The following is a 21,903-nucleotide window of genomic DNA, read 5'->3' on the forward strand; positions in this document are numbered from 1 at the left end:
GAGGGTGTGGGAGAGTAGGTCACCGCCGGACAACCATTAGGTCGAGAGCCTCCAAACACTGTTTGGAGGCTCTCCCACTTTAACCACCACACCACTCAATACCCGACGCTCTCTCACATCCTGCAGCGGAAAGGCCGACGCTCTCTCACATCCCGCGCCTCCCACCCTGACCCTCTCTCACATCCCGGGCCCGTTCGGGCAACCCTCTCTCACACCCTGGCGGCCGGCCGGGCACGCAAACCACACACCGCCGTCGTAAATCCCGCGAAAACTGAGAGAGCGTCCGCAATTCTCCCGCGAAAAGTGAGAGAGCGCCGCGGACTTTCACCCAGGAAGTGAGAGAGCGTCGCGGATTTTCACCTCGGATGTGAGGGAGCGTGCTCGGAACACGAACCGCCGCGTCGTCGTTGTACTGATCGGGCTTCGGGACGCCGGGCATCGGCACGCTCCACCATTGACTGGGAGACTTCATGGCTGCACGAACCATCGTTATTACCGGAGCGAGCGACGGCATTGGAGCCTCCGCCGCACGGACGCTGGCGAAGGCAGGGGAGCTTGTTGTCGTCGTCGGGCGTTCCGCTGAAAAGACCCGGGCGGTGGCGGAAGAGATCGGCGTCGATCATTTTGTCAGCGACTTCGCTGACCTGTCCCAGGTGCGCACTCTTGCCGCTCAGCTGAAGGAGAAATACCCGCGGATCGACGTCCTGGCGAACAACGCCGGCGGCATCATGGGTAAGCGTGAGCTGACCGTGGACGGCCACGAGAAGACTTTCCAGGTGAACCACCTGGCGCCGTTCCTGCTGACCAACGAGCTGATGGACGTGCTGACGGCGAGCCATGCGACCGTGATCAACACCTCGAGCGCGGCGAACACGTTCGGGTCTGTGGATATCGATGACCTTGACGCCGCCGGGAAGTACTCCGCCAGCAAGGCCTACGGCACCTCCAAGCTCGAGAACATCCTGTTCACCACCGAGCTGCACCACCGGTATAACGCAGCCGGCATCTCCACGGCCGCCTTCCATCCGGGCGGCGTGGCCACCAATTTCGCGGCAGAATCGACCAGCTGGTTCCGGTTCGCCTACAAGACCTTCATCAAGCGCTTCATGCTCACTCCGGAGCAGGGCGCAGACACCCTCGTCTGGCTTGCCACCACAGTGCCCGGGCAGGATTGGGTTTCCGGCGCCTACTATGCCAAGCGTGCGCTGGGCAAAGCCAACAGGCAGGCCTACGACGCCCAGCTGGCGCGCCAGCTCTGGGACCGCAGCGTAGCCTTGGTCAGCACGGACAAGATCGACCAGCGAAGCTGACTCAGGGTTAGCCGCGCCCCGGGCTCACGGGCAGGGCCCAGGATTCCTAGGCCCGGTTATGCACATATCGTTTGGCCTCCGTTCCGCTTGCCCCCGTGCGCTCATAGCGTGGTGACATTCGATATGAGGGGGAACCGTGAAGAAGTTCATCACTGCGCTGGCCATTGCTATCGCGCTGGGGCTGGTTGGGTGCTCGCTGCCTGTGGCAGGGCCCGCGGCGTCCACAGCTGCAGGGCCGGCTCCGGATTCTTCCGCTGCGGAATCGGGACAAGCGCCGGCTCCTACATCCGCTCCGGCCGAGGCTTTTGAGCACCCCACCGCAGAGTCGCCAGAATCACCATCCATCATTGTTCAAAGGCCGGCCCCGAACGTACAGCTGTCCGAGCCGGTTCCCACAATGAGCGTCGACGAAGTCTGCAGTGTGTGGAAACAAGGCTTCAAGGTTCTCAACGAGGGAACCGTTCCCCCGAAGGAAGCTATGGCGACCTTGGAGAAGGTCACGGCAGCGGCTCCTCCGGAAATCCGCGTCCAATCCGGCGTGGCGACGCGGATCCTGTGGGCCCAGATCCTGTTTCCCAGCGACCAGCCGGCATCGGAAGAGACCATGGGATACCTCGCAGCCCTGCGCCAGGCCTGTTACGACCTGACCGGAATCGATGTAGTCGAGGGACTCGACGGGTAGCGCGGGCCCCGTCGAAGCCGTCGCCCCAGGCAGCCGTGGGACCCTCGCCCCGCTCAGCCCTCCAGCCGGACGCCGCGCATCTCGTCGATGGCATCGGCCGAGCGCAGCAGCGCCAGCTCCAGGCCGGACTCAGGTTCTGGGTGGGAAAACAGGTAACCCTGCAGGGAATCGCAGTCCAGGTTAGTCAGGTAGGTTGCCTGGGCTGTGGTTTCGATACCTTCGGCTGTGACCGTCAGGCCCAGGCTGTGGGCCATGTTGATCATGGAGTTCAGGATGGGCAGCTTCTCGGCACCGGTTCGGACCATGGAGACGAAGGAACGGTCTATCTTCACTGCGTCCACGGGTAGATCCTGCAGCCGCCCCAGTGAGGAGTAGCCGGTACCGAAGTCGTCCAGCGCCACGCGAACGCCGGCGTCACGGAGCAGGTCCAACTGCCGGATCACATGTGCGTCCGGATCAAAGAAGACGCTCTCCGTTACTTCCAGGACCAGCTGCCGCGGGTCCGCACAGCAGGCGCCCGCAAGCTGCAGAACGTCGTCGGCAAACTTGCACTCCTTCAGCTGCACACCCGAAACGTTGACGGCTACGGAGCGTGTGGCATCGGCAGCGAGCCACGGCTGCAGCTCCGTGAAACTGTGCCGCAATACCTGCAGGCCAATGGCAGAGATCAGCCCGCTGCGCTCCGCCGTCGGAATGAACTGTCCCGGCGGAACCATTTCCCCGTCGCGTTTCCACCGAGCAAGTGCCTCGAACTGGACAACCTCACCGTGCCGGGGTGAGATGACCGGCTGGTAGTGCACGAAAATCTGTCCGGTGTCCACCGCCACACGGAGTCCGGCCTCCATGTCCGTGCGCTGCACGAGCGCCGTCATCATGTCCGGCTCGAACCGCATGTAACGGTTCTTGCCGGCGGCCTTGGCCGCGTACATGGCCACATCGGCCTGGCGGAGCAGCTCGGAACCCGCGACGGTTTCACTGCCCACCGAGGCCAGGCCCAGGCTCAGGCTGGGGCGCAGCATGGAGCCGTCAATCCACATGGGCACATTAAGCGACGCCACGATGCGTTCGGCGACGGCATCCGGATCCGGGGAAGCTATCAGCAGCACCACGAATTCGTCTCCGCCCAGGCGTGCGACGGTGTCGTCCGGACGGACACACGAACGTAGCCTGCGGGCCACTTCCGTGAGCATTTCGTCGCCGGCATGGTGTCCGAGAATGTCGTTGACCTCTTTGAAGTCGTCCAGATCCAGCAGCAGGACGTCCACGGAAATGGCCCGGTCGCCGCGGAGCGCGTCACCGAGCTGGTCGTTGAAGAGTTTGCGGTTGGCCAGCCCGGTGAGCGGGTCCTGGAACGCCAGCGCCTTGAGCTGTGCCGCCTGCTCGGCGAGATGGGCCATGGCCTGCTTCGCCTGGTCCTGGGCGGCCAGCCGCGGAGTCACGTCGCGGAAGCTCCACACGCGACCCACCACCTTGTCCGCTACTCTCTGCGGACGCGAGTACCGTTCGAACGTCCGGCCGTCGATGAACTTCAGGATGTCGTTGCTCTCGGCCAGCGGGTGGGCGTACAGATCGTTGACCTTATCCAGGAAGCCCCGGGGATCCTCCAGGAGTCCCAGCACGTAACCGATCACCGCTTCATCGTCGTGCGTTGCCAGCAACTCGCGCGGAATGCCCCACATGGACACGAACTGCTCGTTGACACCGGCAATCTGGCCGTCAGTCCCGACCACAAGGATGCCGTCCGCCGTCGACTCGAGCGTGGCGCTGAGCAGGGACATAGCTTCGCGCAGTCCGTCGTCGGGCTCCTCGCGGTGCTGCATCGCGCGGACCGAGACGGTCATACGGGGGCCGGCAGCAGAGTGCAGCAGGGCGCACGCCATCTCACCCTGGAATTCCGTGCCGTCCTTCCTCAGGCCGTACGCCTCGAACGGCGGGCTGTCTCCGGAATCCTGTTCTGCGCGGAGCGCCTTGAACAGGCGCCGGAAGCCCAAACGGTAACCCTCGGCGAGGATCATCCGGTGGTCCTGGCCGACAAGTTCCTCCCGGGAGTAGCCGAACATACGCTCGGCCGCGGTGTTCACAAGGATGATCGTGCCAGCCTGGGCGATCACCAGAAGGGCGTCCGGAAGTGAATCGATGATGGCCTGATAATCAGTGCCCGAGAATGTCCCTGGTTCGTGGCTTCCGTGCACCACCATCACAGCACCTTCAGGACCACGTGAGACCGCCAATTCTTCATAGAATGTCCTCCCCTCCGCACATCATAGAGGGCAAAGATCAGCATGGCTTGTCATGTGCCCAATCGGCGTCTCCGCGCTAGTGTCCGTCGAGGAGGGCCTCGATCTGCGGAAGCCGGAGCATTTCCTGGCGGTATTCCCTGGTCAGTATGGATAGCAGGGCCTTCTCGGCCTCGCGATCTTCTGAGCCGGTGGCCTCCTCGGCGTAAACGACCCGGATGTTGTGCCCGAACGCGTCGGCGCCGGTCTGGGCCACACAGTTGTGGGAGGACACCCCTGCGAGCACGATCGTGTCCGAGTCCCAGTTCCGCAGGCGCCACAGGAGGTCGGTTCCCAGAAAGGCACTGTCACGGGTTTTGACCAGTTGCGGCAACCCCGCGGTCGCGAGGCCCGGAACGAAATCGGCCTGCTCCGAGCCGCGGAAAATGAAGCCTTGGTCGTCCTCCAGCATGTTGAGCGTCCAGGTCGACCTGTCCCGCTCGTGCTCCGTCTTCACCAGCAGAACCTTTGCGCCCCTGCTGCGGGCCGCATCCATGAGTGCGTTGCATGACTCGACGAGTTCATCCCGGCGCCGGCCCAGGGCAGGATCCTCAAAGTAAGCATTCTGCATATCGATAACTACAACCGTGATCACCATTGATCCTCCCGCCGTCCGGCGATACACCAGGGTGCCGCGGAATCACTGCCTCGAGGAGGTAGCGACCGCCGCGGCTCCCATGAATCCTTATCGCTGAGTGCCGATGTACCGGCTTCTGCCTAGGACCTAATCGGATGTTTCTCTGACGGTCAGTCCGGTCAGTGGAATGCAGCCCTTCCCGTGCCCGCCGTCCTGGTCCTGCGTGCGAGAGCGAGACCCAGGGCCACCATGCCCAGCCCGAGAACCAAGTGGAGCCAGTTGTCTGCGCTATTGACTGGAATGAAGTTGGCCGGCGTATCGTGGCCGATCAACATGCCGTACAGCCACAGGACGAGGTACACCGCACCGCCGCCCACCAGATAGTTGCGGGACTGGGCCGCCGTCCTCGCCATGAGGATACCCGCGGCGCCGAACAGCAGATGCACGATGTTGTGCAGGATGGAAACCTGGAAAACACCCAGCAGCAGGGCTCCGGAGCCGTGGCCGGCCGCACCGAGGCTTTCATAGTTGGTGGTGATTCCGGGGATGAAGCCCAGGACGCCGACGAGCAGGAACACAGCGCCCACCGCTTGGGCGGCCCGCTGAATGGTTGTCATGCTGCGCCCGGATACATTTGCGTTTGTCATGATGACTCCTGATAGTCGTGGACAGTCAGTAGGAGATGAATTCGACGAGTTCTCCCACCCGGTCTTCCGGGAAGTTCCTGGTGATGTCAGCCCCCTTTCCTATCTATGGCGGATTTTGCCCGCCTCGGTTCAAGGCGCCTAAACGATGGTCTTCTTGCCCCTCCGGCGCCAAAGAATCAGGACCACCACGGCCACTACGACGACGATCGCGGCTATGTAGGCAGGAGCGAAGTCTGTCCGGGTGTCCTTTGCTTCACCGGTCTCCCCGGTTCCGGGGTCTGCCGGACCCGGGGAGGGAGTCGGGGTGTCGGTAGTCGCGTCCGGTGACGGGGAGGTCGCGGGGACTGAGGTGGCCGTCTGTGCGGCCTCCACGACAGTCCCGCGAACCACGACTTGCGCGGAGGCGGAGGCGGGCCCGGCAGCCAATAGCGCGGCCGACAAAAATACGATGGTGCCCACTCCGTAGGCCAACAGGACCTTAGCTAGCATGTACCGCATCCTTGCTCCCCACGCTCGATCGTGTGTACGCATCAACCGTGCGCAAAGGCCGTTGATGTCCCTGCCATTCCATGCCTTGGCAATATGATAAGCATACTTATGACTCTGATCCAGAGGTAGCGCTAAACACCTTTTCGGCCTTCGGCACCGCGTTCGCGCACCGCGTTCGCGCATCGTGGAACGTTGGCTGTCCCGGGGACGTGACAACAGTTGCATAGTAGTCTTGGAGCAGAGCCGTTTGGCAGTAAAGCGGACCGATGATGCGCCAGATACTGGGGTCGGCGCATCCTGCTTAAGGAAGCAAGATCGGCATGACCCTAGATATCAACTCCATTACCGCTTCAGACCTCACCGTCGACGGATACCTCCAGGATCTGGTCCTGGACAGCCCCGACGTCGAAGCCTTTGCGGCCGAACTTGCCCGCTTTACTTCAGCGACGTTCTCGAGCGTTGGCGGTCCGGTGCTGTGTGGCGTGACGCTGCTTCGCCGTAAAAAGCCACTCACCCTTGCCAGCAGCGACAACAGGGCAAAGGCCATGGACCAACTGCAAAACACTTTCGGCGAAGGACCCTGCCTCACAGCAATGAAGCAAATGAGCAGCGTTCTGGTGCCGGACCTGAGCGAAGAACGGCGCTGGCCGGACTACGTGGCGGCCGCTTCGAACCACGGCATCTGCAGCATCCTCGGTGTTCCCCTCGCGGTTGAAGGGGAAACCCGGGCAGCATTGAACCTCTATTCGCCGAAGCCGCACGGTTTCAGCGGTGAGGACATCTCCCGAGTGGAGTATTTCGCCAGTCACGCCTCAAAATCCTTGCGACTGGCGTTGCGGATCGCCTCGTTGACTGACACCCGCGACAACATGGCGGCCGCCATGAGGTCCCGTACGGTGATCGACCTGGCTGCCGGCGCCATCATGGCGCAGAACCGCTGCAGCCAGGAGACGGCCATGCGAATCATGACGGCAGCGTCGAACCACCGCAACATGAAACTGCGCGACGTTGCCGCTTCGATTGTGAAGGACATAGCCCGCGCACCCGTGGCAACGCACTTCGACGCCTGATCCGCCGCAGCGCGCCCGGACTGACCCGCGCAGGGTCGGCAGCGCGCCCGGACTGACCCGCCCAGGTCGGCTGCGCGCCCGGACTGACCCGCCCAGGTCGGTTGCGCGCCGTCGCGCACCCGGACAGCGCCGTCGCGACTAACGCCCCCGGCCGCCTATGCCCTGCTGACCGAGGGAACATCCGTCACAGTGAGCGCCCCGGTGCCGAGCCCCCGCACGGTCCAGCCCGCCGCCCGCCATTCCGAAGCGTCCAGCACATTGCGCGCATCCAGCACCGTCCGGCGTCGTACCAGCGAGCCCGCAACCGTGGGCGACAGCGAACGGTATTCGTCCCATTCAGTCAGGAGCAGCACCAGCTCGGCTCCCTCGAGCGCGCGGTCCATGCACCTCTCGAAGCGCAGCTGCGGGTACCGCATCCACGCATTATTGATCGCCTTGGGGTCCGTGACCGTCACGTGCGCGCCGGCGGCGGCCAGCTGCCCGGCGACGTCCAGGGCGGGGGAGTCGCGGATGTCGTCCGTTGCCGGTTTGAAGGCAGCGCCCAGCACTGTCACCGTCCGGCCGGCAAGGTAGCCGCCGCACAGCTCCGCGGCGATCTCCACCGTCCGTTGCCGCTGGCCCAGGTTGATGGCATCCACCACGCCCATCCACTCGTCCACCGAGTCCACGCCCAGGGCAGAGGCCTGCGCCCGGAAGCTGCGGATGTCCTTGGGCAGGCACCCGCCGCCGAACCCCAGCCCGGCATGCAGGTACCGGCCGCCGATCCGCGGGTCCAGGCCCATCGCCTCGCCCAGCTCGGTGACGTCCGCGCCGGATGCGTCGCACAGCTCGGCCATGGCATTGATGAAGCTGACTTTGGTGGCCAGGTACGCGTTGGACGCCGACTTGATCAGTTCCGCGGTGGCGAAGTTGCACACCAGCCGCGGAATCCCGGCGCGCAGCAGAGGCTGGTAGACAGCATCCATCGCAGCCGTCACGCCGCGGCCCGTCCCGCTTGTGCGGTCGAACGCGGCGGCCTTCCCGCCCGGAACGCCGTAAACCAGGCGGTCCGGCACCAGCGAATCCTTAACCGCGGTGCCCTGCCGCAGGAACTCCGGGTTCCAGCCCAGCATCACGTCCGGGCGCCCGGACAGGATGCCGGCCAGCATGTCCACCGTGCCCACCGGGACGGTTGACTTGCCGACGACGGCGGAGCGCCGGGCCAGGTGTGGAAGGAGGCTTTCGGTGGCGGACACCAGGTAGCTGAGGTCGGCGCCGTCGGACGTTTTGGACTGCGGCGTACCCACGCAGAGGAAGTGCACCTGGGCGCCGGCCGCGTCGGCGAAATCCGTGGTGAACGTGAGCCGGCCGCTGGCCCGGCCGTCCTGCAGGAGCTCGTCCAGCCCCGGTTCGAAGAACGGGGCGAAGCCGCGGGCCAGCTGCTCCACCTTGGCCGCGTCGACGTCGATGCCCACCACGGTGTGGCCCATCGATGCCAGGGTTGCTGCGTGCACGGCACCGAGGTAGCCGCAGCCGATCACGGAAATTCTCATAAAGACACTCCTCGTTTGGTTTGGGCGGGCGCCGCCACGGGTGCAACCACGGGCGCGACCACCGGCGCGCGCCGGATGGGTGGTTGAACAGGCTCAACCACCGGTTCGCCGGCCATCACTGCCCGGTAGTGGCGCACCAGCTCGGCGCTCAGCGCCGGCCACGTCCGCCCCTGAACCGAGGCGTGCGCTGCCGCGGCGAACGCGCGGCGCTTGGCGTCGTCGCCCATCAGGTCCATGACATGCGAACGCAGCCCGGCCAGGTCCCCGGGCTTGTACAGCCAGCCGGTGCGGGAATTCTCCACCAGGTCCAGCGGGCCGCCGCGCCCGGTGGCCACCACCGGCACGCCCGATGCCATGGCCTCCTGGATGGTCTGGCAGAAGGTTTCGAACTCGCCGGGATGCACGAACAGATCGAAGGATGCCACCGCCCTGGCCAGCTGCTCGCCGCCGAGGAACCCCGCAAAAACAGCGTTCGGCAGGGCTTCCTGCAGCGCCTCACGCTGCGGGCCGTCGCCGACGATCACCAGCCTGGTGCCCGGCACATCGGAGAGCACGGCCAGGTCCTCCACCTGCTTTTCAACGGCGAGCCGGCCCACGTAGCCAATGATCCGCTCGCCGCCGGGGGCAACGGAGGCCCGCCACCCGTCGTCGCGCTTTCCCGGCGCAAAGCGCGCGGTATCCACACCGCGCCGCCACATGTCCACCCGCAGTACACCGCGGCCGCGCAACTGGTTCAGCGCGAAGGTGGACGGCACCAGCGTCCGGGAAGCGAGCAGGTGGATGTTTTCCACCCGGTTCCAGGCCCAGTTCTCCATGAACGGCACTCCGTAGCGGGCGGCGTAACTGGGAACCTCGGTCTGGTAGATGGCCACGGTGGGGATCCCCAGCTGGTGTGCCGCCTGCACCGCCCGCCAGCCGAGCACGAACGGGGATGCCAGGTGCACGACGTCCGGCGCGTAATCGGCAAGGATTCTCTTGACCCGGTTCACACCGCCCATCGCCACCCGCACGTTCGTATATCCGGCCAGGGGCACGGACGGAAGCCGGTGCACGAACGCACCGTGCACTACATCCAGGACCTCTGCGTCCTGTGTCGACGGGGCGATCACCATGACGTCATCGCCCCGTTCCTGCAGATGCTCAAGCACCCGAAGGATGGAGTGCGTAACCCCGTTCATCAGTGGCAGGAATGATTCAGCAACGATTGCGATCCTCACCCCTCCACGGTGCGCGGGGCACGTTGCCTGACGGGAGAGCGGGCATGACGTGCGGGGGAAGGTTGGGTTAACAGCGGGGCCGGCGGACGCACGACGACGGCGCCAACGTGGGGGAGAGCAAGGCCGCCGGCATCTCCGTCATCTACAGGAACCCAACCTGTTCCCGGACCTTACGGTTGCGGAAAACATCTTCATCGGCCGCCAGCCCAAGGGACGCTCCGGGCTGATCAGCCGCGCGCAGATGCGGCGCCAGGCCAGCGAACTGTTCCAGCGGCTCGGTGTGCCGATCGACCCCTCCCGCGTGGCGGAGGGACTGTCCATCGCTGATCAGCAGATCATCGAAATCGCAAAAGCCATCTCCATGGAGGCCAAAGTGCTGGTCATGGACGAGCCCACCGCCGCACTCAGCGGCGTGGAAGTGGACCGGCTCTTCGCCGTGGCCCGCGCCCTCCGCGACAAGGGAACCGGAATCCTGTTCATCTCGCGCCGGTTCGCCGAGGTCTTCGATCTCTGCGACCGGAGCACGGTCATGCGGGACGGACGCTACATCGCCACCCACCGAACCGCCGACGTCACCGTGGAGCGGATTGTCCGTGAAATGGTGGGCCGGGACATCGGCACGCTGTTCCCCAAGACCGAGGCGGATATCGGGAACACCGTCCTGAACGTGGACGGGATCAGGCTGGCACAACTATTCGCTCTTCCTTCGAGCCGACGGCCTCCTTATTGGCTACTTCGAGACCGCAGACCTCGAAGCCGCCCGGGCCGGGATGGCAGCCAGGGAAGTCAACGCCCGCTGGCAGGCGGAGATGAGCCCGTTCTTCGAGGAGCTCAGCGGCGCCCCGGACGAAGGCTTCCTCCAGCTGACCGAGGTCTTCCATCTTGGAGACCAGTTGGCTTCGGCCGCTGAGGCAGCCCTGGAACCTGACCATGATGGGCCCGGATGCTGCCCCGTATCACCCCCATGCGGACGCGGGACAACATCCGGACCGGTCCCGGGTCAGCGGCCGGCCGCCGAATCCGCCCGGTTCATCGGATCGGGCCAGTTGCCGATGCGGGTCTGCATGGTGTTGGGCCACCATCCAATGCGGGCGTTCATCGGGTCCGGCCAGTTGCCGATGCGGGTCTGCATGGTGTTGGGCCACCACCCGATCCGGGCGTTCATCGGGTCGGGCCAGTTGCCGATGCTTGCCTGCATCGGGTCGGGCCAGTTGCCGATGCGGGCACGGGCAGGGGCGGAAGGGACGATCGGGGCGGCGCTGAAAAGCTGGGTGTAGGTGGACATGACATTTCTCCTGACTGAGTTTTGATTCCGTACGCCGACGGCGTCGGTGGCCATGCTCTGCCTGAAAGAGCGCAGAGGTGACCTTCTCAGTCGGGGGAAGACCCCGGATCAAATGACGGACCCGCGGCAAGGATCAGCGCCGCGTCCGGCATGAGGCCGCTGCGGGCATCGTGCCGTATGTTCCAAAAAGCCGCGACATCTGCCGACGCCTCGGCTCCGGCGCTGCCCGTACCCGCCGCTGGGGAACCGGACTGGTTCTGCAGGGCGGCGAAGCGGAACACCTGTTCAGGTTCCGGCGCGTTTGCCGGTGATGGCGTTGCCGACACAACGTAGCCAATGGTTGCCGCCATCGTCCGTAGTGATTGCGTGTTCGCCAGGAACTCCAGCAGTGTTACTGCCCGCCGGGCCTGCTGCGGAGCCGCCTCGGTCTTCTTGGCAGCCTGTGAATCGGACCGGGCGGTTGCCTCAAGGCCGGCATGTGCCTCCGCCACGGCGTCAAAGCCGGACGGCGACGCGGTTGTGACGGGGGAACGCCCGGGGATAGTCCCTTCCGGCAGTGGAACCTGCGTTCCCGGAACGGTGGGAACTGACACAGTCGGCAGCGGAACGGTGGGAACTGGCACAGTAGGAACTGGGAGCGTCGGAAGGGGCACTGTGGGAACGGGCACCGCGGGAATCGGAAGCGACGGAACCTGGACGCCCGGCAAAGCCGGTGCCAGTGAATCCACCCCTGACACGATGGTGCTGACTGTGTCGCTCACAGTGTCCACGGCGTCGGTCACGGCGTCGACCGTGCCGGTGACCGCGTCGGTGAGCGGCGGGGCGACCTTGTTCACCGCGGTGCCCGGAACTTCTGTGGCCTGGCTAATAACCGGATCCACGACGTCGACCACGGCCGCCGCTGTGCGGGAGACCGGAGACGGCACAGCGGCGACCGGGGCTGGAACATCCTTGATTGCCGGTGGGGGCGTGCTGCCCTTTTTGTAGAGGAGTGAAACGGTTGCCTGCTCGAGCGAGCCCAGTGGGTTCGGATTTTCGGAGGCGGCATTCGCGGAGCCGGCGGCCCACGCCAACCAGGCAACAGCCAGCAGCACGGCGAGGAAAAATGGGCGCAGGGCAGTGTGGCAACAATTGCGCAAAGTGCCGCCCATCGAGATCACCCCCCAGTGGCAATGGAAAATCAGGATACGCCCGGTGGTGCCAGCCGTCCAGACCTTTGCGCCGCGAAACAGGGACGGCGGACGGGCGGGTGGCCGCGTCATTGGCCCGGCTCTATCGGCAGGGGGAGAAAACCGCCGTAAAATTGGTACTAGAGGTGTTCCAGAAATGTCCGGGCCAATCGTCGTCGTCCTTCTTTTCCTTGCCGTTGTTGCCCTCGTAGGGGTCATCGGAACGGTGGTGGTGGTCATTCGCGACGGCCGGGGTGTACTGCCGCGTGAGCGGTCCGAACGGCCGTGGATGGCGGGAAACCTGCCCAGTGTCCCCTACTCCGTGTGGCGGTTCTGACGTCGGCTTGCACGGGCCGGGCCGCTCAATGTTGCGGACCTTTTGCACCTGGGGCGTGGCTCCTATACTGACGGTGTGTCGGCGTCGTTGCTCTTTGGGATGGTGGCGTCCAGCGCACTGGTGCTGGGGGCATTCATCGGTGCCCGGTTTGAGCTGCCCAAGCGTCTCCTGGCCATCCTGCTGTCTTTTGCCGCGGGCGCCCTGATCACGGCATTGAGCTTCGAGCTCTTCGAGGACGCGTATGAGCGGGGCGGAATTGTCCTGGCCGCGGTTGGCCTGATGGTGGGTGCCATCGTGTTCACGGCACTCAGCGCGTTCCTTGATCGCCTGGCGCAGCCCGGTTCACAGGCAACGCCGGCAGATGAGTTCCGGGGCAGTGCCAAGCTGGACACGGACGCTGCCGCTTCCGACCGCCCGGCCGGCCAGGTCTCCACCCGCGGTGCTGCCGGGATGGCACTGCTCGCTGCCGTTACGCTCGACGGCGTTCCCGAAAACATAGCCCTTGGCGTCTCCCTGGGCGAAGGCACCGGAGGGCTGGCCCTGCTCGCGGCCATTTTCGTCTCAAACCTGCCCGAAGCCCTGGTGGGTGCCTCATCGATGCGGAGCCAGGGGAGGTCCGCGGGCGGCATCATGGTTCTCTGGACGGTATGCGCCGCCCTGCTGGTGGTGGCCGTCGTGGTTGGTGCCGGCCCGTTGTCCGGCAGCGACCCCCGAACCATCTCGCTGCCCCTGGCGTTCGCCGCCGGCGCCGTGATCGCCTCGCTCGCCGACACGCTGATGCCCGAGGCATTCGAACACGGCGGTCCGGCTGTGGCCCTCAGCACGGCAGCTGGATTTGTCCTGTCGTTCGTCCTCTCGCTCAGCTGAAACTGAAGCTGAAGCGAAAGCCTGGCTTATCGGCCGCCGTCGTGCCTTAGCACTTCCGGCAGTTCGTCCACGTAGACCGTCTGCGGCGGATCAAAGTAGATGACCAGCACTTCGTCGCCAATCGGAAACTCACTGACCTTGTCGAACGGGTGTGCGTGGAAGGCCATGATGCCGCCCAGATACGGCAGCATGACTTCGCCGATGGTGCCCGGGCCAATGCGCCCGGTCACCCGTCCGATCTTCCCGGTGAGGCTACGGTCAACGTTTTTACGCATCGGGGGCTTTCGCCGGCTGCCTGCCGTCGCCTTGAGCGGAGGCTTTCCGCGAGTTTTTGAGCGCGGAGGAAAGGGCAGGCAGGTAGTCGCCCACCTGGGCGAGGATCCCCCCGAGCATCCGGTTGACGCCTTCGCCTCCGTTCAGGACCGTCATCTGGCCCACATGCGAGAACGGCTCGGCTGCGGCTGCGATGATGGCCGGCATGTTCTCGGCCAGCTGCTGGGAAATGACGGCGTCCTGGTTGGTCCCGAGGGCCTCGGCGCGCGCTTTGATGCCCTCCGCCTCGGCCAGTGCCTTCGCCTTGATGGCCGACGCGGCTGCATCACCGCGTGCCCTGGTGGCAGCGGCTTCGGCTTCGCCGGTGACTTTGGTGGCGCCGGCCGCGGCGGCTGCCGCGGTGGCGTTGGCCTGGGCCTGGAGCTCCGTCCGCCGGGCGTTCACCTGGGCTTCGAGTTCGGTACGGCGGGCCAGCGCCTCGGCGGCACTGATGTCGGCGGCTTTCTGGCCCTCGGCGTCCGTTCGTTTGGCGTAGGCCTTGGCATCCGCGGGCTTGCGGATGGTGGTCTGCAGCTTCTGCTCTTCGCGATCTGCCTCCAGCTTGGCCACTTCGGTTTCCTGGACCACCACCTGCTGCCGCGCTGTCGCGTCCGCCAACGGGCCGGCTTGGGCGGCATTGGCCTTGGCCCGTTCGGCGTTGGCCTGCGCCACTGACTGCCGGATGGCCGAAACGCTCTGGGCGTCTGCGATGAGCGCCGCCGCCTCCGCTTCCTTCTCCGCGGCCTCCCGGTTCCTGGTGGCCTCGGCGATGCGGGCTTCCATCTTCACCTGGGCAATGTGCGGCTTTGCGATGTTTTGAATGTACCCCGTGGGATCCTGCAGGTCCTTGATCTGGAGCGAATCCACCACCAGGCCCAGCTTCTCCATTTCCACGCCGCTGGCGCTGCGGACCTGCGAGCCAAGCTTGTCCCGCTCGCGGATGATTTCCTCCACGGTCATGCTGCCAATGATTGAGCGCAGGTGGCCCTCAAAGACGTTGTACACCTGGCTTTCCATTTTGGGCTGCTGGCCCAGGAATCGCCTCGCGGCATTTGCAATGAAGGGCGGGGCATCGCCGATTTTGTAAATCACCACCCCTTCGACAATCACCTGGATGCCCTGCGAGGTAACACAGGAAACTTTGAGCTCAGTTTCATTCAACGTGAGCGACAAGGTGCGCACTGTCTGAAGCCCGGGGAATACCAGCGCACCCTTGCCGGTGACGATCTTAAAGTCCATGCCGGCCCGTGTTTCCAGGGTTCCGCGGGTCAGGCCGGAGATGATGAGGGCCTCGTTGGGTTCAGCCACTTTCCACATCAGTTTTATTGCCACCCAAATAAAGACAATGATGAGAATCGCGCCAATGAGGGCGGCAATTAGCGGGAAGAATGCTGACAAGTCCGGCATGACCAGGTCCTTTCAGGGGTATGGAACAGGCATCGCGGTAAGGCCCCAATTGATGCAGCTGCACATTCCCTGCCGGCTTGAATGCGGGTAATTCCGGCCTGCCGGGCCAGCTGTTGTAGACAGTCTGATTGGCGCCCGCCCAAGAGTCCAGAGTCTGGATGATATTTGCCTGCGGCAACGGCCTTGGCGCATGACGGCGGCACCTGGTCACGTTGTCGGGCCTGTTTGGCGGCCGGGCAGGATCTCGACAGGCTCGATCACCGGCGGGTACGGCCGACGCCGCCCGCCGTTGGCCCCTCAGCGCGGGGTGTCCTTACGAAAAAAAGCTGGTGCAGCCGCCTGCGACTACGCAGGGCAACTGCACCAACCGGTGGTTAATACATTCAGATTGCTATGAATCGTTCCTCATTAGCGGCTCCTTATGTCCCGGCTACGCGATCCGGGTTACCTGCGGTCCTCGGCCAGATGCCTCGAGAGGATCAGGCCGGCGCCAATCATCAGCACGCCCAGCACCATGTGGGTCCAGTTATCCATAGTGTTCAGCGACAGGAAATTGGCCGCCGAATCTACTCCGACACTGAGCCCGTAGATGCTGAGGACGATGTACAGCGCACCAAAGCCCATGAGGAAGTTCCGGGCGCCCATTCCACTGCGGGACATCGCCCAGCCCGTTGCACCGATGACCAGCTGCACGATGTTCAGCAGAATGGAAACCTGGAACAGGCTAAGGAACATGGCGTGCGAATCGGGCCCAAGGAACCTCAGTTCGCTGTACTGCTGGGTTATGCCCGGGATAAACGCCAGGACACCCACCAACATCAGGACAATACCTACACCCATGCCAACGTTCTGGACATCCGTACGCCCGAAGTGAACGCCATGTGCATGTGGGGATGCGGTAGTCATTTTCTGCCTCCAACCACTGATTGCGGACAATCCAATTTTACGGCTGGGTAATGAAAAAAGCGCTTAGTATGGGGACTTCTGCCCAGCGACAGAACCGCCCTATTCTGCTGAACTTGCAGGACCATGCGCCTTCTCACTGTGATCCTCCGAACCTTCGTGGCCGCTGTCGTGCTGCTGTCCGCCGCCGGCTGCAGCGTGGCCGTCCCCGCCGGGAAGGCCCCCGCCCTGGGCACACTGAGAGTCAGTGACGGGACGGCCGCCCCGGAGCCGGCGGCGAAGGCCAATTCCCGTCCGCTGAACAGGGCCGAACAGCTCCTGCCCAGGGTGAACGCGCAGCCGTGGCCGGCGCCGCTGCCCGTGGTGGTGCAGTCGGCCAGCAAGGACATGCAGTGCTCCATCGACGCGGACGGTGCGGCCTGCCACCTGCTCAATGACGTCGCGCCCCGGCCCGGTGACATCAAGGGCCAGTGCATGGGGCTCAGCGAGTACTACGGCGGCTATGCGGTGGTGACGCTCGACGGCGGCGCCCAGTACGGCCTGTGCGGCAATGGAACGTCCCCCATGGAGGCCGAGGAAGTGGCCGGGCCGGCGTTCCCCGGCCCGTGGATCCAGGACGGCCAGACGGTGCGGCTGGGGAACATGGTGTGCGAACGGGCGCCGGGAGCCATGACCTGCGCGCATCTGCGGACAGGGCACGGCTTTATGATCAGCACGGACAACTACGAGCTCTGGTAACTCCGCGGTTTGAGCCTGTCGCGGACGGGCCCGGGGCGCCCGCCGTGACACCATGGAACACGATGAAACTGCGCGCTGATCAGACCGGAGACCGTGGCATTCCCATGCCCTTGTGGCTGCAGGGAGCGCTCGAGTCAGCGCAGGCGGCGGTTATCTCCGCGCTCGTGGTGCTGGCACCCATCGTGGCTGTGTGGGCCACGGCCGGATTCCAGAACAACAATTTCGATGCCCTCGCGCGGCTTGGCGGCCAGGCCTGGCTGGTGATCCACGGGGTGCCGCTGCACCTGACCACGGTGGCGGGGGAGGCGGCGGCGCAGGCCGAATCGGGCACCCTGTCGCTCATTCCGCTGGGCCTCACGCTCATTCCGTTCCTGCTGGCGTGGCGGGCCGGCCGGCGCCTGGCGCGGGCTTCCTACACGGACCAGCTCTGGCAGGCGCTGCTGGGTTCGTGGCTGGTATACGGCGGGTTCGGCATGGCCACGGGCTTCGTGTGCCGTACGGACGATGTCGCCATCTTCCTGTGGTTCGCCGGGCTGATACCGCTGATTCCGTTCGGCCTGGGCATGGTGGTGGGCGCCCGGCGTGAAGCCGGGTCCTGGAGCCGGCTGATCGGCGTCGACGCCGTGGACTGGATCGCCCGGACCAGCCAGCATTCGCGCTGGGCCGGTTCCTACCTGGGCTCCTCCATCAAGGCCGGATTCGTGGCGCTGATGGCCGCCTTCACCATGTCCGCGGCGCTCCTCGCGGTGGACCTGTTTATCCACTGGGACCGTGTGATCGCCGTCTATGAAGGGCTCGACGCCGGTGCCATGGGCGGTGCCGTGCTCACCATCGCGCAGCTCGGCTTCCTCCCCAACCTCGCCGTCTTCGCGCTCGCCTGGACGTCCGGCTCCGGCTTCGCCTTGGGCGTCGGCTCGCAGGCTGGACCGCTGGGAACCGCTGTTGGCCCGCTGCCGTCCATCCCGGTGTTCGCCGCACTGCCCTCCGGCCCGCTGGAGTATGGCTTCGTGGCGCTGGTGGTGCCGGTGCTCGCCGGTGCCCTGGCCGGCTGGTGGTTCCTGCGCGAAGGCGAAAACCACTTCGACGAATGGCTGTCCATCAAGGTCCGGGCCCGCTGGTTCACGGCTTCGGCCTCAACGCTGGTGCTGGGCGGGATCACCGGCGTTGCCGCGGGGCTGATGGCCGGCGGCCTGGCCTGGGTGGCGCGCGGATCGGCCGGGCTCGGCCGCCTCACGGACATCGGCCCGGACCCGTTGAGCACGTCCTTGTGGGTGGCCGCAGAGGTGGGCATCGGCGTCGTTATCGGTTACGCGGCGGGACCTTGGCTGGAACGCCAGCAGAAGCTGCGCGAAGCGGACCTGGAAGCGTCGCAGCCGTAGGAGGTCCCGCCGTCGGGCGCTACCTTTCGGCCAATTGGCCGCGGCTCAGCGTAGGGCTCAGCGGAGCTGCATGGGGAGTGACCTCTCCAGTTGCGTCTGGCACTGGGTCATGGCCTGCTGGGTGAGCGCGCTGCGGGAGCACTGCTGGAAATCCCGGACCTGGTTGAAGAACGCCGCGGAGAACATGACCAGGAGAACCATCACCGCCGAGACCACCAGCCCCGAAATGGACCCGAACAGCACCAGCTTGGACTCCTTCAGCCTGACGGCGCGGACCAGCACCACGATGCCGAGCACGATGCTGGCTGCCGTGAGGATGGCCGTCAGCCAGAGGTATGCGACGTCCACCTGGTAGACGAAGAAGGAGCCCAGGACGGTCACGATGAAAATGCGGAACAGGTTGTGAGTCTTCAGCAGTGACGCCTTGGCAGCATCGCTGAGGGGCTGCCGGGCCTGCTGGGAAGTTGCGGGGTCCTTCGGGGGGTTCATGTTTTCCAGCCTACGCGAGCGGCCCCATAAGCTAGAGCCATGCGCATCGTAGTCCTCGTGTCAGGTACCGGCTCCAACCTCCAGGCTGTCATTGACGCCGTCAAGGCGGGCGAACTGGACGTGGAGATCGCCGCCGTCGGCGCTGACCGGCCGGGGACCTACGGTGTGGAACGTTCGGCGGCCGCCGGAATCCCGACGTTCGTGGTGGACTTCAAGGCCTACGCCGACCGTGCGGACTGGAACGCGGCGCTGACCGAAGCCGTGGCAGCGTATGAACCGGATGTGGTGGTGTCCTCCGGCTTTATGCGGATCGTGAGCCCGGACTTCATCGACGCGTTCAACGGCAAGTACCTCAACACCCACCCCGCCTTGCTGCCGGCCTTCCCCGGCGCGCACGGCGTCCGCGATGCCATGGCCTACGGCGTGAAGGTCACCGGCTGCACGGTGCACTGGGCCGACGCCGGCGTGGACACCGGTCCCATCATCGCCCAGGAAGCCGTTGCCATCCGCGAGGACGACACCGAGGACACCCTGCACGAACGCATCAAGGTCGTGGAGCGCAGGCTCCTGGTCTCGACCCTGGCGCAGCTCGCCGCCTCGTAGTTGCTCCCAACTAGGTAGCAGCAGGTGTCGTTTTGGCGGCTCAAAACGACACCTGCTGCTACCTAGTTGGGCTGCTTGGATAGGGTCTGTGGATAACTTCCGCGCCGTCGCACAACTTTTGCCACCATGGGGCGATGAAGACCCCGCAGCCGCTGCCGGAACCCCTCAGTTCCGCAGCGTTCACGTACCAGGAAGCGGTCGACGCCGGTGTGACCCGCCGCCGCTTGCGGCACCGCTCGCTGACCATGCCAAGCCGGGGGATCAGGCAGCCCTGGCGAAGCGACGGCACCGGACTGCTGCGGCAGGTCCGGCCCGTTACCTTGGTCACGGAGTTCTCGGCCGCGTCCCACGCCACGGCGTTCACACTTTGGTCGTTTCCGGGGTTCATGCCGGGCGCTGACGATCCGATTATTCACATTTCCCGTCCGGACACGATGGCCATCCCGAGACGAACCGGCGTGCGGGGCCACCGCGGCCAGTTCTTCGGGGACGAAATTGTCGCTCTCGATGGGCTGCTCGTTACCTCTCGGACGCGGACCTGGCTGGATTGCTCACGGAAGATGAGCATCGAGGAATCGACGGTCGTTGCAGACCATCTGCTGCGAATTCCCCGGCCGGATTTCGAGGGGCGGACTGAGCCACACGCGACGCTCGAAGAGTTGGCGGACATGCTGGACCGGCACAAGGGAACGCCCGGGATCCGGAAGGCCCGGCTTGCCTTGGAGCAGGCGCGGATAGGAGCCGATTCGGCGCCGGAGACCCGTCTTAGGTTGGCGCTGGAAAACGCCGGACTGCCTGACCCGAAACTGAACGTACCCACAGAGCTGCATAACGGCGTCGTGCGTCAACCTGATCTGAGCTACCCGGAATACAAAGTGGCGGTGGAATATGAAGGTGAGGGCCATTCCGAGGCCGCGCAGATCATCCGGGACATCGCCCGTGAAGAGGACTTCGCCCGGGCAGGATGGACCCTCGTGCGGATTTCCAAGCGCCACTTGGTCAATGGCGCACGCTCCGCGGTGGGGAAGGTCCGTACGGCGCTTATCAGCAGCGGCTGGTCACCCAAGTAGGTAGCAGCAGGTGTCGTTCTGAGGGCTCAAAACGACACCTGCTGCTACCTAGTTGGGAGGGGAGGGGGAGGAACCTACGCCAGCGTGCGCTGCTTCGTCTCGGGGGAGAAGAACGCCATCCACAGCACGGACAGCAGGACCAGCCCGCCGGCCAGGGCGAAGGACGTTGCCAGGCCCAGCTGCGGCCACAGGACCGAGGCGAAAATCAGCGGCCCGAATCCTGCACCGAGCCGGGAGAACGTGGAGGCCCAGCCGAAGCCCGTGCCGCGCAGGTCCGTGGGGTACAGCTCGGAGACATAGGTGTACAGCACCGGGATGGCCACCTGGACAAGGAACCCGAACACCAGCAGCCAGAACACGGCGGCCGAAGGGATGTCCACCACGAACGCCACAATCACCAGCGTCAGCGCGGACAGCGGGCCGGTGATCGCCAGGATCCACTTGCGGCCCACCCGTTCCACCAGCACTGCTGCCACCACCACGCCCAGGAGCCCGACGGCGGCCATCGATGCCGTGGTGAGGAAGGCCTTGTAATCCTGGAAGCCGGCGCCGATCAGGATCCGCGGCATCCACGTCAGGGACAGGTAGTACACCAGCAGGATGCTGAAGAACAGGGACCAGGCAGCGGCGGTGATCTTCCAGTTGAACCGCCACACGCGGGCCAGCTGGAGCCAGGCGCTGCCGGCGGAGAGCCGCGGTGCATCCTGCGCGTCCGGGAGGCTGTAGGCGCGGGGCTCGGCGCCCGTTGCCTTGACCAGGTCATCGATCACCTGGGCGGCCTCCTCGCGGCGGCCCTTGCGGATGAGGAACAACGGCGACTCCGGAACGCTGCGGCGCACCCAGAAGACCAGCAGGGCCGGCAGCACCATCACGAGCATGGTCAGCCGCCAGTCCGCGAAGGCGGCAACCAGCCAGGCGGAGACAAAGCCGCACAGCGCAGCGCCCACCGGCCACCAGCCGTCCATCGCCGTGAGGACCTTTCCACGCTGCTTCCGCGGTGTGAACTCACCCACAAGGGCATAGTCCACCGGAATGCACCCGCCCAGGCCGAAACCGGCCATGAAGCGGAACACGCAGAACCAGATGAAATCCGGGGAAAAGGCACCCAAAACGGTGAAGAGGGAGAAGATCAGCAGCGTGGCCGTGAAGGCCTTCTTGCGTCCGATGGTGTCAGCGATGGTGCCCCAGGCGAAGGCGCCGAGGGCCATGCCGATCAGGTTCGCGGTACCAATCCACGCGGCATCGCCGGGGGAGAGCGCCCAATGGGTGGACAGCAGCGGAATGAGGATCCCGTTTAGCGTCACATCCCACGCATCGAACATGAAGCCCAGGCCGCCGATCAGGAAGATCCGCCCCTGGACTTTCCATCGCCACGGCAGTTCCTGGACCACCTGTTCGCCGCTGGGCACAGTGGTGTAAGTATTCATCTCGGCCTCCTGTGAAAACTTTACGTTGCAGCGCGGGGTCCGTGCGCAGCCTTCACACTCGGGCGCGCAGGGAGGGCATCCCGCGGGACGCGATAAACTGGCCACATCCCCACCAAC

22 protein-coding genes and 2 pseudogenes are annotated in these 21,903 nt (G+C 65.2%); 11 read left to right on the plus strand and 13 right to left on the minus strand.

Annotation, left to right across the window (positions count from 1 at the left end; all coding sequences use genetic code 11):
- The first annotated feature begins 470 nt into the window (after positions 1–470).
- Together J2805_RS23225 and J2805_RS23230 are read left to right on the plus strand one after the other, a co-directional pair.
- On the plus strand, positions 471–1,310 hold the full coding sequence (locus tag J2805_RS23225; protein WP_309980394.1) for an SDR family NAD(P)-dependent oxidoreductase: 840 nt from the start codon (positions 471–473) through the stop codon (positions 1,308–1,310).
- A gap of 136 nt (positions 1,311–1,446) precedes the next feature.
- Positions 1,447–1,992, plus strand: coding sequence for a hypothetical protein (locus J2805_RS23230; protein WP_309980395.1), 546 nt, complete (start codon positions 1,447–1,449; stop codon positions 1,990–1,992).
- 53 nt (positions 1,993–2,045) lie between these two features.
- On the opposite strand, the gene J2805_RS23235 is transcribed toward J2805_RS23230, so the two are convergent.
- The 4 genes from J2805_RS23235 to J2805_RS23250 form a co-directional block, all read right to left on the minus strand.
- Positions 2,046–4,190, minus strand: a complete 2,145-nt coding sequence (locus tag J2805_RS23235; protein ID WP_309980396.1) for a putative bifunctional diguanylate cyclase/phosphodiesterase — start codon at positions 4,188–4,190, stop codon at positions 2,046–2,048.
- 118 nt (positions 4,191–4,308) lie between these two features.
- Positions 4,309–4,863 carry a cysteine hydrolase family protein gene (locus J2805_RS23240; RefSeq protein ID WP_309980423.1) on the minus strand — a complete coding sequence of 185 codons (555 nt, stop codon included), beginning with the start codon at positions 4,861–4,863 and terminating at the stop codon, positions 4,309–4,311.
- 161 nt (positions 4,864–5,024) lie between these two features.
- A complete protein-coding gene (locus tag J2805_RS23245; RefSeq protein WP_309980397.1) occupies positions 5,025–5,492 on the minus strand; it encodes a DUF4383 domain-containing protein in 468 nt (155 codons plus the stop codon).
- A gap of 138 nt (positions 5,493–5,630) precedes the next feature.
- Positions 5,631–5,981: a LuxR family transcriptional regulator gene (locus J2805_RS23250; RefSeq protein ID WP_309980398.1), complete on the minus strand. Its 351-nt coding sequence runs from the start codon at positions 5,979–5,981 to the stop codon at positions 5,631–5,633.
- Positions 5,982–6,301: 320 nt separating this feature from the next.
- Between J2805_RS23250 and J2805_RS23255 the strand changes: the two genes are divergently transcribed.
- Positions 6,302–7,051 carry a GAF and ANTAR domain-containing protein gene (locus J2805_RS23255; RefSeq protein ID WP_309980399.1) on the plus strand — a complete coding sequence of 250 codons (750 nt, stop codon included), beginning with the start codon at positions 6,302–6,304 and terminating at the stop codon, positions 7,049–7,051.
- A gap of 155 nt (positions 7,052–7,206) precedes the next feature.
- Here the strand turns inward: J2805_RS23255 and J2805_RS23260 are convergent, their stop codons facing one another.
- On the minus strand, positions 7,207–8,583 hold the full coding sequence (locus tag J2805_RS23260) for a UDP-glucose dehydrogenase family protein (RefSeq protein WP_309980400.1): 1,377 nt from the start codon (positions 8,581–8,583) through the stop codon (positions 7,207–7,209).
- Entirely contained in the window at positions 8,580–9,800 is a 1,221-nt protein-coding gene (locus J2805_RS23265; RefSeq protein ID WP_309980401.1) for a glycosyltransferase family 4 protein, read from the minus strand. Before J2805_RS23265 ends, J2805_RS23260 begins: the two co-directional genes overlap by 4 nt.
- 49 nt (positions 9,801–9,849) lie before the next feature.
- Here J2805_RS23265 and J2805_RS24030 point away from each other — a divergent pair.
- Both J2805_RS24030 and J2805_RS23275 read left to right on the plus strand, forming a co-directional pair.
- Positions 9,850–10,140 (plus strand): annotated as a pseudogene (locus tag J2805_RS24030) (hypothetical protein); the annotation flags it as partial.
- Between the two features lie 385 nt (positions 10,141–10,525).
- Positions 10,526–10,624: pseudogene (locus J2805_RS23275) on the plus strand (L-rhamnose mutarotase); the annotation flags it as partial.
- A 176-nt stretch (positions 10,625–10,800) separates the two neighbouring features.
- Here the strand turns inward: J2805_RS23275 and J2805_RS23280 are convergent.
- Entirely contained in the window at positions 10,801–11,085 is a 285-nt protein-coding gene (locus tag J2805_RS23280; protein ID WP_309980402.1) for a hypothetical protein, read from the minus strand.
- A gap of 86 nt (positions 11,086–11,171) precedes the next feature.
- Positions 11,172–12,347, minus strand: a complete 1,176-nt coding sequence (locus tag J2805_RS23285) for a hypothetical protein (RefSeq protein WP_309980403.1) — start codon at positions 12,345–12,347, stop codon at positions 11,172–11,174.
- A 64-nt stretch (positions 12,348–12,411) separates the two neighbouring features.
- Here J2805_RS23285 and J2805_RS23290 point away from each other — a divergent pair, with 64 nt between their 5' ends.
- Entirely contained in the window at positions 12,412–12,591 is a 180-nt protein-coding gene (locus tag J2805_RS23290; protein WP_309980404.1) for a hypothetical protein, read from the plus strand.
- Positions 12,592–12,666: 75 nt separating this feature from the next.
- Entirely contained in the window at positions 12,667–13,458 is a 792-nt protein-coding gene (locus J2805_RS23295; protein ID WP_309980405.1) for a ZIP family metal transporter, read from the plus strand.
- A gap of 26 nt (positions 13,459–13,484) precedes the next feature.
- Here J2805_RS23295 and J2805_RS23300 read toward each other — a convergent pair whose 3' ends face one another.
- The 3 genes from J2805_RS23300 to J2805_RS23310 form a co-directional block, all read right to left on the minus strand.
- Positions 13,485–13,733, minus strand: coding sequence for a hypothetical protein (locus tag J2805_RS23300; RefSeq protein ID WP_309980406.1), 249 nt, complete (start codon positions 13,731–13,733; stop codon positions 13,485–13,487).
- Positions 13,726–15,177, minus strand: coding sequence for a flotillin family protein (locus J2805_RS23305; RefSeq protein ID WP_309980407.1), 1,452 nt, complete (start codon positions 15,175–15,177; stop codon positions 13,726–13,728). Before J2805_RS23305 ends, J2805_RS23300 begins: the two co-directional genes overlap by 8 nt.
- A 444-nt stretch (positions 15,178–15,621) precedes the next feature.
- The gene (locus J2805_RS23310) at positions 15,622–16,083 is read right to left on the minus strand and encodes a DUF4383 domain-containing protein (RefSeq protein WP_309980408.1); all 462 of its coding nucleotides are present in this window, start codon (positions 16,081–16,083) and stop codon (positions 15,622–15,624) included.
- Between the two features lie 123 nt (positions 16,084–16,206).
- On the opposite strand from J2805_RS23310, the gene J2805_RS23315 reads away from it, so the two are divergent.
- Together J2805_RS23315 and J2805_RS23320 are read left to right on the plus strand one after the other, a co-directional pair.
- Complete coding sequence (locus tag J2805_RS23315) at positions 16,207–16,818, plus strand: hypothetical protein (RefSeq protein ID WP_309980409.1); 612 nt, start codon at positions 16,207–16,209, stop codon at positions 16,816–16,818.
- A 62-nt stretch (positions 16,819–16,880) separates the two neighbouring features.
- Positions 16,881–18,197, plus strand: a complete 1,317-nt coding sequence (locus J2805_RS23320; RefSeq protein WP_309980410.1) for a cell division protein PerM — start codon at positions 16,881–16,883, stop codon at positions 18,195–18,197.
- Positions 18,198–18,254: 57 nt separating this feature from the next.
- Here the strand turns inward: J2805_RS23320 and J2805_RS23325 are convergent, their stop codons facing one another.
- Positions 18,255–18,686, minus strand: a complete 432-nt coding sequence (locus tag J2805_RS23325) for a hypothetical protein (protein WP_309980411.1) — start codon at positions 18,684–18,686, stop codon at positions 18,255–18,257.
- A gap of 39 nt (positions 18,687–18,725) precedes the next feature.
- Here J2805_RS23325 and purN point away from each other — a divergent pair, with 39 nt between their 5' ends.
- Together purN and J2805_RS23335 are read left to right on the plus strand one after the other, a co-directional pair.
- On the plus strand, positions 18,726–19,289 hold the full coding sequence (gene purN, locus J2805_RS23330) for a phosphoribosylglycinamide formyltransferase (protein WP_309980412.1): 564 nt from the start codon (positions 18,726–18,728) through the stop codon (positions 19,287–19,289).
- Between the two features lie 134 nt (positions 19,290–19,423).
- Positions 19,424–20,359, plus strand: coding sequence for a hypothetical protein (locus J2805_RS23335; RefSeq protein WP_309980413.1), 936 nt, complete (start codon positions 19,424–19,426; stop codon positions 20,357–20,359).
- A 74-nt stretch (positions 20,360–20,433) separates the two neighbouring features.
- Here J2805_RS23335 and J2805_RS23340 read toward each other — a convergent pair whose 3' ends face one another.
- Positions 20,434–21,786, minus strand: a complete 1,353-nt coding sequence (locus J2805_RS23340) for an MFS transporter (protein WP_309980414.1) — start codon at positions 21,784–21,786, stop codon at positions 20,434–20,436.
- Positions 21,787–21,903: the final 117 nt, after the last annotated feature.

Source organism: Arthrobacter oryzae (assembly GCF_031454875.1).
Taxonomy (GTDB): domain Bacteria; phylum Actinomycetota; class Actinomycetes; order Actinomycetales; family Micrococcaceae; genus Arthrobacter; species Arthrobacter oryzae_D.

What these genes read in the sequence shown, in the direction of transcription:
- J2805_RS23250 (WP_309980398.1), bottom strand. Translation starts at nt 5,981, where the DNA reads ATGCTAGCTAAGGTCCTGTTGGCCTACGGAGTGGGCACCATCGTATTT.
- J2805_RS23280 (WP_309980402.1), bottom strand. Translation starts at nt 11,085, where the DNA reads ATGTCCACCTACACCCAGCTTTTCAGCGCCGCCCCGATCGTCCCTTCC.
- J2805_RS23235 (WP_309980396.1), bottom strand. Translation starts at nt 4,190, where the DNA reads ATGGTGGTGCACGGAAGCCACGAACCAGGGACATTCTCGGGCACTGAT.
- J2805_RS23255 (WP_309980399.1), top strand. Translation starts at nt 6,302, where the DNA reads ATGACCCTAGATATCAACTCCATTACCGCTTCAGACCTCACCGTCGAC.
- J2805_RS23290 (WP_309980404.1), top strand. Translation starts at nt 12,412, where the DNA reads ATGTCCGGGCCAATCGTCGTCGTCCTTCTTTTCCTTGCCGTTGTTGCC.
- J2805_RS23340 (WP_309980414.1), bottom strand. Translation starts at nt 21,786, where the DNA reads ATGAATACTTACACCACTGTGCCCAGCGGCGAACAGGTGGTCCAGGAA.
- J2805_RS23285 (WP_309980403.1), bottom strand. Translation starts at nt 12,347, where the DNA reads ATGACGCGGCCACCCGCCCGTCCGCCGTCCCTGTTTCGCGGCGCAAAG.
- J2805_RS23260 (WP_309980400.1), bottom strand. Translation starts at nt 8,583, where the DNA reads ATGAGAATTTCCGTGATCGGCTGCGGCTACCTCGGTGCCGTGCACGCA.
- J2805_RS23310 (WP_309980408.1), bottom strand. Translation starts at nt 16,083, where the DNA reads ATGACTACCGCATCCCCACATGCACATGGCGTTCACTTCGGGCGTACG.
- J2805_RS23245 (WP_309980397.1), bottom strand. Translation starts at nt 5,492, where the DNA reads ATGACAAACGCAAATGTATCCGGGCGCAGCATGACAACCATTCAGCGG.
- J2805_RS23300 (WP_309980406.1), bottom strand. Translation starts at nt 13,733, where the DNA reads ATGCGTAAAAACGTTGACCGTAGCCTCACCGGGAAGATCGGACGGGTG.
- J2805_RS23225 (WP_309980394.1), top strand. Translation starts at nt 471, where the DNA reads ATGGCTGCACGAACCATCGTTATTACCGGAGCGAGCGACGGCATTGGA.
- J2805_RS23335 (WP_309980413.1), top strand. Translation starts at nt 19,424, where the DNA reads ATGAAGACCCCGCAGCCGCTGCCGGAACCCCTCAGTTCCGCAGCGTTC.
- purN (WP_309980412.1), top strand. Translation starts at nt 18,726, where the DNA reads ATGCGCATCGTAGTCCTCGTGTCAGGTACCGGCTCCAACCTCCAGGCT.
- J2805_RS23325 (WP_309980411.1), bottom strand. Translation starts at nt 18,686, where the DNA reads ATGAACCCCCCGAAGGACCCCGCAACTTCCCAGCAGGCCCGGCAGCCC.
- J2805_RS23320 (WP_309980410.1), top strand. Translation starts at nt 16,881, where the DNA reads ATGAAACTGCGCGCTGATCAGACCGGAGACCGTGGCATTCCCATGCCC.
- J2805_RS23315 (WP_309980409.1), top strand. Translation starts at nt 16,207, where the DNA reads ATGCGCCTTCTCACTGTGATCCTCCGAACCTTCGTGGCCGCTGTCGTG.
- J2805_RS23305 (WP_309980407.1), bottom strand. Translation starts at nt 15,177, where the DNA reads ATGCCGGACTTGTCAGCATTCTTCCCGCTAATTGCCGCCCTCATTGGC.